Here is a 10151-nt window from a genome sequence, read left to right on the forward strand (position 1 = left end):
TTTGGTCTTGTAAAGAGTCAATTTCATCTATAAATAATACTATGGGACGATTGATAGCTTTTGCCCAACCTCTTAAAAAAGCCTTAATTCTGCTTCCTGGTTCTTCCTGTTGCCATTGTTTAGCAGGTGGTTGTAATTCGGTCGGTAAACTATCCTCAATTGTATTATACCAAGTTCCTAAAATTGCCAATTCTGCGGCAGTAGGATCATGATTAAATGCACTTCCTACTTCTACGGATACCATGACTGCGGCATAATTTCCTGTAGCAGTAAGTTGTTTTGCTAGGGATAACATAGCGGTGGTTTTCCCCGTTTGTCGTGGTGCGTGAAGAACAAAATAACTACGTTGTTGAATTAGCTCCTCTAAATCTGGTAATCTGACTGTGGGGGAGAGCATATAGTGGATATCGTCTGAACAGGGACCGGCAATATTAAACCAGCGAGTCATAGAATTTTGCTAATAGGTGAACTCTTTAAGTTTAGACATTTTTTATGCTCTTGATACATTATTAAAACCACTAATTTGCTAATGAGAGTTGGTTAATTCCACAATTAATTGTTCAGGAGTGATAATTCGTGGCGTGATAATGGGGAAATCTTGAGGATTACGGGTAATAATTGCATCCAATTTATTAACTACCGCAGTAGAGTATTGAATAGAATCTTCAAAATCCTGAAAATTGGTTATGAAAGCCATTATAATTGCAGCCTTATTTACTGTAGCAATTTGACAAAAAGTAAGTATTTCTTGCAAAAACTCAATAGTTAAATCTCGACCTTTTTGTTTACGAATCAGATAATAAAGGTCACTAATAGTTGATGCTGAAATGTAGCCTTCTATTTGTCCCTGTTCAACAAATGCCAAAACTGTCTCGCTATTAGTAAAGTAAGGCTGTCTTTCCAGGGCAATATCTATAATTATGTTGGTATCGACCAAGACTTTCACAGGTTATGTTTCTCCTTTAAATATTCCCATTTAGCTTGATCTGGATCAAAATCAGGAGGTGCAGGTTGGGTTTTCTCAAACCAGTTTTGCAAAGCCTTGATTTTAGTTGGTCTTTTTGGTGTTTCTGGTGCTGATTCAGTGGTTGGGGTTGTGGTATGATCAAGGGTATCTGGGGCTGCCCAAACTACAATTTCCACATTTCCGGGGGGTAAGTTCAGGGGTTCGGTAATCAGCAAGTTACCAGATTGATCAATTTTTCCTTTGAGTTTGTATGCTTGCATGATGTTTTTTATGATACTCTGTTTTTATATCATATCATATCATAGTGAACAAAATTCACTCTCTAAATTTGGGTTTAAATCATGATAACTACACTCATCGAAAGAGAAGCAGAACCAATTTTAATTAGTGACTTAACTTGGAGAGAATTTAAAGCTGTTGAACAGCTAATTGATCGCCCAGGGTTAAGGTTATCTTTTTTAGATGGAGTTTTGGAGATTAGAAAAATGCCAGGTAAAAAACACGAAACCATCAAAGAACGTATTGGTGCTTTACTAGAAATTTATTTAGAATTTTTGGGATTAGATTTTACTCCTACTGGTTCTGTCACCTTAGAAAATGAATTTGAAAAGGTTAAAAGAGAAGGTGATAAATCCTATGAGTTGGGAGCCAATAGAAAACATCCTGATTTAGTGATTGAGGTGGTTGTTAGTAGTGGAGGAATTAATAAACTGGAAGCATACAAACGGTTACAAATTCCCGAAGTTTGGTTTTGGATGAATGATGAGTTATTGTTTTATAGTTTAGGAAATGAGGGATATGAAGCTGTTAGTAAATCGCAACTTTTACCGAGTTTAGATGTAGGTTTATTGATGCTCTGTATTAATACAGAAAATCATGCTCAAGCACTGCGGGAATTTAGAGCAGGGATAAAAATTATTGAATCAACATAACCATATAAAATGCTGATTTTTTCCGCCTATCTAAAGATTATGGGTTAACTTAACAGTTGCAGAATGCCGAGAATTAAATTCTCAATATTCTATCAAAAGGGAACAAGTCTTTAACCGTTTCATCGCCTCCGTATTATTAGAAGAAAGACGAGCAGGTAATATTCCTGTTTGGGAAGGAATTAGGATTGTAAGAGAAAGAATAGACCTCTTGCAAAAGTCTTAAGTGGATCCTTGTACAGCAACATTTTTGAAGATTATCAACTACTAATAAATAATTAACTGAAAGTCCCTCCCATTATTGTTTCTATCGTTTGTTTTCGGATTTATGCAAGAGGTCTAATTTAATAGCGATATGAATCCTTTAAAAGACAGTATTTTTGGGAAAATGCGGTTCTTCGGTTTGTCTTATGCAACGGACAGGGTTATAAAAAATGAAACTCTTATAGAGAAAGACATTTGGCGATTTTTGTCAATTGTTTTTGATCTAGAGCGAACTAATCAATTAAATCCCTTACCAGATAAAGATTTAGTCGATTTATGCCCCCCTATCGAACCATACCAAGTAACGAAGAACCGAAAATGCTCTCATTTCATCAACTCAATAACCAATCTAGATGATTCTGTAAACATTGCTTGAGGTCGTAGCGTTGCTTGATAGTTTCCCTAGCATTTAAACGCAGATTTTGCCAACCCTGGGGATAATCTAACACTTCATCGACGCGATCGGCTATTTGTTGGGGAGAAAAGAAATCCACTAATAAACCATTTTCCCCATCGGTAATTAATTCTCGCACGGGGGGAGTATCGGAACCAATCACGACGCAACCCATGGCCATAGCCTCTAACATTGACCAGGACAGCACAAAAGGACGGGTAAGATAGATATGGGCCGCCGATGCCTGTAAAACCTGTTTATATTGACCGTAGGGCAGAGAACCGGTAAAATGCACCCGGGATAAATCCAAAGAAAGGCTTTCTAACATCAATTGTTTATAGGTTTTGCCGTCCGGTAGAGTTTTCCCATAAGCGACCCGATCCTCCCCGACAATCACCACATGACAGTTAGGCCGACGGGCTAAAATTAGGGAAACAGCCGTCATAAATTGGGGAAAACCGCGATAGGGTTCCATTCCCCGGGTTGCATAGGTGACAATCTCCTTAACACCCGATAAATCTAAACCTATCTCCGGAATCACTAACTGCACATCGGGACGGGGACAGAAATAGTCCGTATCGATGCCATCGTGTAAAACCGTCAGTTTCGAGTGAAATTCGGGGGGAAATTGTTGTTTTTGCCAGATAGTCGGCGATAAACCTCGATCGCAACTGACCAGATCGATGAGGATCGTCGCATTTTTAATTCTAATCCGGGCCTCGGCATCAGCATTAAGGGGATCCGCCGGATCAAAATCAGCATCGGAACCATGGGCATGATAAAACCATTCAAAATAGGCTAAAAACTTAGTTTTCGGGAAAATATCCTTGATAAATAGGCCCGGCCCCCAGCCAGAATGTGCATAGACAATATCGGGATAAAATCCTTGATTTTTCAGTTGTTGGCAAACACCATAAACCGCTTGACCTTGTAAAACCGCACTTTCGAGGGGACGGACATAATGATGGGTTTGGGGAGAAACAGCGCGACTTTCCTTGTAAATAAATTTTTTTACCCCCGCTATCTCTCCCTGCTGCCGGGTAGTGCCGAAAATCACTTGATTTCCAGGGTCTTGAGCCAAAACCGTGATTAAATGGCGAAATTGGGCGGGAAAATTGGAATGAAGGAATAAAAATTTCATCGCGGGTAAAGGTTTAGAAAAAGCGATCGCTAATCGTACATTGTCCCTGAAAACGGAGCAGATGATCGCATAATACCAAAGCCATCATCGCTTCTACCATCGGGACGGCCCGAGGTAAAACACAAGGATCGTGTCTTCCTTTGGCTGCCAGGGTGGTTTCTTCCCCGCTGCGCGTCACGGTTTTTTGTTCTTTACCGATAGTCGCGGTGGGTTTAAAAGCGATGCGGATAATAATATTTTCACCGTTACTAATTCCCCCTTGGATACCCCCCGAACGATTGCTCGTGGTGCGAATTTCTCCGTTATTATCGATAAAATACTCGTCATTGTGTTCGCTGCCGGTTAAGAAGGTTCCCGCGAATCCCGATCCGATTTCAAATCCCTTACTCGCGGGTAAGGACATCATCCCCTTAGCTAAATCGGCTTCTAGCTTATCAAAAACGGGTTCTCCTAGACCTTTCGGCACATTTCTGGCTACACATTCCACCACCCCGCCGATCGAGTCTTTATTCAGGCGAATTTGGTCGATCAGGGCGATCATTTTGGCGGCCGTTTCCTCGTTGGGACAACGCACCATATTACTTTCCACCTCGTCGAGGGTGACGGTGTTGGGGTCGATGATTGCCTCAATATCTTTAATTCGCTTCACATAACCGATAATCTCGACATTATAGACAGATTTAAGGATTTTTTTAGCGATCGCTCCTGCGGCCACCCGGCCGATGGTTTCCCGGGCCGAGGATCTGCCTCCTCCTTTCCAGTTGCGAATGCCGTATTTTGCTTCGTAGGTGGCATCCGCATGGGAAGGTCGGAATTTCTCGGCCATTTCGTTGTAATCTTGCGAACGAGCATCCTGATTCCGCACTAAAATAGCGATCGGTGTACCGAGGGTTTTACCTTCAAAAACGCCCGAAATTATCTCACAAATGTCATTTTCCCGACGCGGGGTCACGATTCTGCTTTGTCCCGGTTTGCGACGGTCTAAATCGATTTGTATCTCCTCTTCGGAAATTTCTAAGCGCGGAGGACAACCATCGATAACCACTCCTACCCCACCCCCGTGAGATTCTCCAAAAGTGGAAACCCGAAATAGTCGTCCGAAAGTGTTACCCATAATCTCAATATCTACTAAGCCTCAAGCTTTTATTGTACCTGAGCGGTTATCAGTTATCAGTGATCAGTTATCAGTGATCAGTGATCAGATGTGAGTTTTTAGTGGACAGTCTTAAGTAGAAAATTGGCTCTTCGGTTTGTGTTATGCAATGGACTGGGGTTATAGGGGATGGAACCCTTATGTAGAAAGGCATTTGGCGATTTTTGTCAATTGTTTTTCATCTAAAGCGAACTCATCAATTAAGTCTCTTGCCAGGTAAGGATTTAGTCAATTTATGCCCCCCTATCGAACCATACCAAGTAACGAAGAGCCAGAAAATTGCCGTTTTCTTGTCACTGATGCCATTTTTCAAAAGTAATCGCAGAGATGGTTAATTTCCCTTACCCCCAAAACCAAAGGGAGAGGGGAGTAAAATGCCGGCTCTCTTATTCTTTGTGTGATAAGTTTAACTTATATAATACCGATCAATCTTTGTGTCTTTGTGGTTCGTTCCATTTGCTCGCCCGCAGGACTGTATTTTAGAATACGTTTTACCCACCAAACCCAAGAGAGTAAAATGCCTGCTACGAATAAAGGAAAATAGTATGATTACTGTTTACTGATTACTGTTCACTGATAACTGAAAGGTCTCCTGTCTTCAGGTTAAGCTCCCAAAAAAAGGCTATTCTTTACCTTATATAGCCTGGCGAAAATTTGATGACTTCTTTGTTAGTTCACACTTATCCTTCTCTTGTCAAGGGTATTTTAATTAAACGTTACAAACGCTTTTTTGCCGACATACAACTGGACAACGGAGAATTAATTACGGCCCATTGCGCTAATACCGGACCGATGACAGATGTATGCGTAGAGGGTCAACCGGTTTATCTTTCTCGTAGTGATAACCCGAAGCGAAAATTAGCTTATACCTGGGAGATGATTCAACTGGGGGACACTTGGGTGGGAGTTAATACCAATCTTCCCAATCAGGTGGTGAAAAATGCCCTGTTGCAAGGGGTTTTTCCCGATTTGGTCAAAAATGACACCGAAGTGCGATCGGAAGTGGCCTACGGTCAAAATAATGGCAGTAGAATTGATTTTCTTTTGACCCATGGGGATAATTCCCTCACCTATATCGAGGTGAAAAATACCACCTGGAATCAGGGAGAAACGGCACTTTTTCCCGATACTGTCACCACGCGGGGACAGAAGCATTTACAGGAATTAATGGCTTTATTGCCCGCAGCGGAAGCGATTATGCTCTACTTTATTAATCGGGGTGATTGTTATCGATTTGCTCCGGGGGATAGTAAGGATGCTAAATACGGGCAGTTATTGCGTCAAGCAGTGGCTAAAGGAGTCAAGGTTTTACCCTGTCGCTTCCAAGTGACACCCACGGGAATTTATTATTTAGGTTTAGCAGAATTGCAACTGTGAAACCAGTGGTTTAGAGGGGCCAGCTTTTGACAAAATCCCCTGAACCGCAACTGACCTTGAAAAGCTTAGAGACACAGTTACCTGTGCCTCTAATGGGGATTTTGTCGATACATATTTGGGGTAATTTGTCAAGGTTTTTGATAACTAATTCCGTGGCGCATTTTCTCTAGTTTCTGTTGCACCTGAGCATCGAGAGAATGGAATAAAAAACGCCCTTTGGGACTTTGAGAAGAACTCTGGGATTTTCTCAGACGACGACCGGTTAAATCCACCTCGATTTCCAGACGTTGAGCGGAAATCCACTGGGCCCCATAACCCATAACGGTCATTTTTTGGGCATTATCAGAGGTAGCGACGATAATCCGTCCGATAGCTGGGGCGCGATCGTGCCAAAAATCGGCGCAGGTTTTCTCGATATAGGTGTCGGCGGTTTGAGCGTGAGCGGTAAAATAAATCGATAAATGGTTAGTGTAGCGTTCTTGGCTGCCGGGGGTATCTTGAAGGTAGGAATCGAAAACGATTTGGGTTTGATAACCCTGATGGTGGGTGTAACCGATTAGGGTTTCAATTAACTTGTCTCGCGCCGGTTCGAGACCGTGGCGATCGCTAATTTTTTTCAGGGACGGCCAAGCGCCGATGACGTTGTAGCCGTCAACCAGCAGAAGGGAACGATCAGAAGAATTAACCATGGCTTTGAGAGTAATTTGTGTGGCATTAAGGGCAGTTCTAAAAAACAGCATCCTAATGATATTAACAAAAAATTTAAGATTCGACTGCCGCACTTGCCAATAATCTCGCTTTTAATTCTAGGGCATTTCCCTGATCCGCTACCTTGCCACCCTCCAACAAAAATGCTCCATCGCTGTAATCCAATTCATCAAGGCGATGCGTCACCCAAAGGGCTGTAATCCCCCGGTTTTTGACCAAGTTCTGCACTTGAGAGACTAATTCTATTTGGGTATCCCCATCCAAAAGGGCAGTGGGTTCATCAAAGAGCAAAACCTCGCAATGACGAGCTAAAGCCCCCGCAATGGCGATTCTTTGCTTTTGTCCGCCACTGAGAGCATAGATCGGTCGTTTTTCCATTTCTAATAAATTCACCGCCCCTAGGGATTCCCGCACCCGGGCCCGAATTGCCGGCGTGGATAAACCCTCGGATACCAACCCAAAGGCCACATCTGCCCCCACTGTCGGCATAACTAACTGATGGTCGGGATTTTGAAAAACAAAACCGAGGGGGTTAGGTATCTCTATTTCCCCGCGACTAGGTTTTAATAATCCCGCTAATAATCGCAGCAGGGTTGATTTACCGCTGCCATTTGTCCCCAACAACATCCAAAATTCCCCTCTGGGAACTTGCAAAGAGCAGCCATTTAATACTGATTTCCCATTCGGCCAGCTAAACCAGAGATCTTTTACTTTTATAGTCATGAATTATCAGTTATCAGTTATCAGTTATCAGTTATCAGTTATCAGTTATCAGTTATCAGTTATCAGTTATCAGTTATCAGTTATCAGTTATCAGTTATCAGATTTGAGTTTTTAAGTGTGCAGTATTAAATAGAAGTTTCCTACTGTCTTTTTACTGCTCACTGATTACTGTTTACTGTTTACTGTTTACTGCTCACTGATAACTGATTCAAGAACTATTCTGTGGCTAAGGTGACAAACCCCGGCACTCTGCCGGTGGAGGCAGCCCCAGATTTTTGTGACACAATCACCGCACTGATCTGATCGCTCAAAACCGCCACCTTTTTATCGGTTTGTTTTTCGCAGGTTAATTCTAATAATTCGGGATTAGGCGATCGCATAGCGTTAGTAATTGTTTGATACAAAGCGTCTGCTGCTGCTTCTTCCTTGCGCTGCACGGAAATGGGGATGGGCGAGAGTTTCAGGGTAATATCGATAGAATACATAGTTTAGCGTTCCCTTCCAAAAAACAAGTCAAAAACCATTGTATAGCAGGGGTTGGGAAGTCAGTGATCAGTGATCATGAGTTTTCAGTTCACTGATTGCTGTTCACTATCACCGATTAACTCTCGGCAGTGGGTGTGCAGAGGCGTTGTTAGCTGGTAATCACTTGCTTCAATGAATGTGCATGGTGCGTTCCCCAAAAATCTATCGGTGCAGCAGTAGGAGTTGCATCAGGGAACGCACCCTACAAGATCAGCGATCGCACTAAAGTTGACAATGTTGACGCTCATCAGAGTTGTACATCGTTAAGTACAATTGTTATTATGGTTCTGTCCAAATCCGGTTGGCAAAACCCAAAGGCTTCGGGGAACGCACCCTACAGCGATAGCGATTGCACTAGGACGGACGCACAACAAATCATAAAACAATTGGGGTATATTGATTAATTTGCTAGTCACAAAAAACAGAAGATATGATATCAAACACTTTAGCTTAAAAATAAAAAAATGCAATTTTTAAACCAATTTATGACAAATATTCAGATATCACTTAACTGGTTTGTATCAAATAGTGAAGTGATCAGAAATGTAGCTCAAACCCTTCAGTCTATCGTCACCATTGTTGGTATTTTTGCCGCTGCAATTTGGTTTTTGCGGAAAAGAAAAATTCAACCCAAGGCGATAATTACTCACAAAATCACTCATCATTGCATTCATAGCAATATGCTACTAAACAACAAAATTTTGTTGATTCGTATTATTGCAAAGATAGAAAATATTGGTAATGTGCTAATAAAGATTGATCACGTCGAAGCAAGAATTAATTGGGTATCACCTATTATAGAAGATGTTATTTACTCTATCCAAGAAGCGGAACAATTTGAGAATTTACAAATCGATTTTCCAGGAATATATTCAAAAAAGGTAGATCTAAAAAAAAAGGTGAAATCATTGTAATTGAACCGGGGGAATCGGACGATATATACTGCGATTTCATACATAGAACAGATAAATATCCAGAGAAAATTAAAACTATAATGATTTACTTTTATGCTAGAAATATAAAATCTCATGGTCAACTGATGGGATGGTCTTTTGAGGAATGTTATAATTTTGACGATAGACCTGAAAATGGAGAGTTCTAATGTATGATTCTGGGCAAGAGTCTTGCGATTCTAAGCAAGAGTCTGAAAATATGAATGTTCTTGACAAGCTTGTTCGAGATTGGACAGAGTTACTAAATCCGACTCAGGAACTGCATCAGAAACGGGCCAAGCCGCCTTCCCCCCCGGTAGGGCAAAAAAAACCACCTGAGCCATATCCTCCTGAAAGTGACGAACCCAAGTCTGCCACATAACCATTAATTATACTGGGCGTTGCTGATTTTAAGGATGAATTGTCTTTGAGGAAATTCTTAAAACCAAAAACTGAGTTAACTTGTGGATACGATGCACAATCGCTTCCTTTAGTGTTCATATCTCGATTCAGCAACGCCTTATACCGCTTCCTGCGATCGAGCAACCCTCTCCATCCTACTATCCCACTTCCATCGGTCTAACACTCCTTAATAAGACTTAATAGCGCACTGTGGGGTTTAATCACCTCAATTTGGGCATAATTGCCGCACAGAGGGGTCTAGCATCCCACTCAAGTGGATTTTGCCGCATTTGCCAATGACAACAGCTTTGAGGGCGCAGCAAGTGGTCTCCCCGAAAAAATTTTAGATTTTCTTAAGATCGACCTAAAAAATATTGGTCATTTTTTCCAATATAGTGTAAGTTAAGAAAAGTAAAGATTTCTCACAATTCTTCAACACATCTGCTGGCCTGCTCGGATAGATGGAGAAGAGAGCGCGGAATCTTAGCAATAATATACATTTTTCGGAGAAAACCCCCATGACCATTGCTGTCGGACGCGCCCCAGAAAGAGGGCTGTTTGATGCTCTCGATGACTGGCTCAAAAGAGACCGTTTCGTCTTCATCGGTTGGTCTGGTTTACTACTCTTCCCCTGCG

At 41.7% G+C, this 10151-nt stretch carries 13 protein-coding genes and 1 pseudogene; 5 read left to right on the forward strand and 9 right to left on the reverse strand.

The features are described from left to right. The 3 genes from IQ224_RS18125 to IQ224_RS18135 form a co-directional block, all read right to left on the reverse strand. On the reverse strand, nt 1-448 hold a 448-nt coding region (locus IQ224_RS18125), incomplete at its 3' end, for an AAA family ATPase (protein WP_194033306.1). A gap of 78 nt (nt 449-526) precedes the next feature. Next, a complete protein-coding gene (locus tag IQ224_RS18130; RefSeq protein WP_194033307.1) occupies nt 527-946 on the reverse strand; it encodes a PIN domain-containing protein in 420 nt (139 codons plus the stop codon). Next, nucleotides 943-1227: a hypothetical protein gene (locus IQ224_RS18135; protein WP_194033308.1), complete on the reverse strand. Its 285-nt coding sequence runs from the start codon at nt 1225-1227 to the stop codon at nt 943-945. The genes IQ224_RS18130 and IQ224_RS18135 overlap by 4 nt, the downstream gene beginning before the upstream one ends. 81 nt (nt 1228-1308) lie before the next feature. Here IQ224_RS18135 and IQ224_RS18140 point away from each other — a divergent pair, with 81 nt between their 5' ends. Both IQ224_RS18140 and IQ224_RS25100 read left to right on the forward strand, forming a co-directional pair. After that, a complete protein-coding gene (locus tag IQ224_RS18140; protein ID WP_194033309.1) occupies nt 1309-1899 on the forward strand; it encodes a Uma2 family endonuclease in 591 nt (196 codons plus the stop codon). Between the two features lie 400 nt (nt 1900-2299). Further along, nucleotides 2300-2536, forward strand: a complete 237-nt coding sequence (locus IQ224_RS25100) for a hypothetical protein (protein ID WP_370583153.1) — start codon at nt 2300-2302, stop codon at nt 2534-2536. Here IQ224_RS25100 and IQ224_RS18145 read toward each other — a convergent pair. Together IQ224_RS18145 and aroC are read right to left on the reverse strand one after the other, a co-directional pair. After that, nucleotides 2493-3695, reverse strand: a complete 1203-nt coding sequence (locus IQ224_RS18145; RefSeq protein ID WP_194033310.1) for a glycosyltransferase family 4 protein — start codon at nt 3693-3695, stop codon at nt 2493-2495. The two genes, IQ224_RS25100 and IQ224_RS18145, sit on opposite strands and share 44 nt — an antisense overlap. Before the next feature lie 13 nt (nt 3696-3708). Further along, nucleotides 3709-4809 (reverse strand): chorismate synthase, encoded by a 1101-nt coding sequence (gene aroC / locus IQ224_RS18150; protein WP_002742030.1) that lies wholly within the window; start codon nt 4807-4809, stop codon nt 3709-3711. A gap of 696 nt (nt 4810-5505) precedes the next feature. Here aroC and sfsA point away from each other — a divergent pair. Beyond that, complete coding sequence (gene sfsA, locus IQ224_RS18155; RefSeq protein WP_002742029.1) at nt 5506-6225, forward strand: DNA/RNA nuclease SfsA; 720 nt, start codon at nt 5506-5508, stop codon at nt 6223-6225. 128 nt (nt 6226-6353) lie between these two features. Here the strand turns inward: sfsA and IQ224_RS18160 are convergent, their stop codons facing one another. The 3 genes from IQ224_RS18160 to IQ224_RS18170 form a co-directional block, all read right to left on the reverse strand. Further along, the gene (locus tag IQ224_RS18160) at nt 6354-6914 is read right to left on the reverse strand and encodes an NYN domain-containing protein (protein ID WP_194033315.1); all 561 of its coding nucleotides are present in this window, start codon (nt 6912-6914) and stop codon (nt 6354-6356) included. Between the two features lie 73 nt (nt 6915-6987). Continuing rightward, on the reverse strand, nt 6988-7656 hold the full coding sequence (locus IQ224_RS18165; protein ID WP_194033311.1) for an energy-coupling factor ABC transporter ATP-binding protein: 669 nt from the start codon (nt 7654-7656) through the stop codon (nt 6988-6990). A 215-nt stretch (nt 7657-7871) separates the two neighbouring features. Next, entirely contained in the window at nt 7872-8141 is a 270-nt protein-coding gene (locus IQ224_RS18170; RefSeq protein WP_194033312.1) for a hypothetical protein, read from the reverse strand. 525 nt (nt 8142-8666) lie between these two features. On the opposite strand from IQ224_RS18170, the gene IQ224_RS18175 reads away from it, so the two are divergent. Continuing rightward, the gene (locus IQ224_RS18175; protein ID WP_228036298.1) at nt 8667-9095 is read left to right on the forward strand and encodes a hypothetical protein; all 429 of its coding nucleotides are present in this window, start codon (nt 8667-8669) and stop codon (nt 9093-9095) included. Nucleotides 9096-9313: 218 nt separating this feature from the next. Here the strand turns inward: IQ224_RS18175 and IQ224_RS18180 are convergent, their stop codons facing one another. Then, complete coding sequence (locus IQ224_RS18180; RefSeq protein WP_228036299.1) at nt 9314-9499, reverse strand: hypothetical protein; 186 nt, start codon at nt 9497-9499, stop codon at nt 9314-9316. A gap of 534 nt (nt 9500-10033) precedes the next feature. On the opposite strand from IQ224_RS18180, the pseudogene IQ224_RS18185 reads away from it, so the two are divergent. Beyond that, nucleotides 10034-10151 (forward strand): annotated as a pseudogene (locus IQ224_RS18185) (photosystem II D2 protein (photosystem q(a) protein)); the annotation flags it as partial.

Origin of the sequence: Microcystis sp. LEGE 00066, assembly GCF_015207925.1 — a bacterium.
In the GTDB taxonomy this organism is placed as follows: Bacteria; Cyanobacteriota; Cyanobacteriia; order Cyanobacteriales; family Microcystaceae; genus Microcystis; species Microcystis ichthyoblabe_A.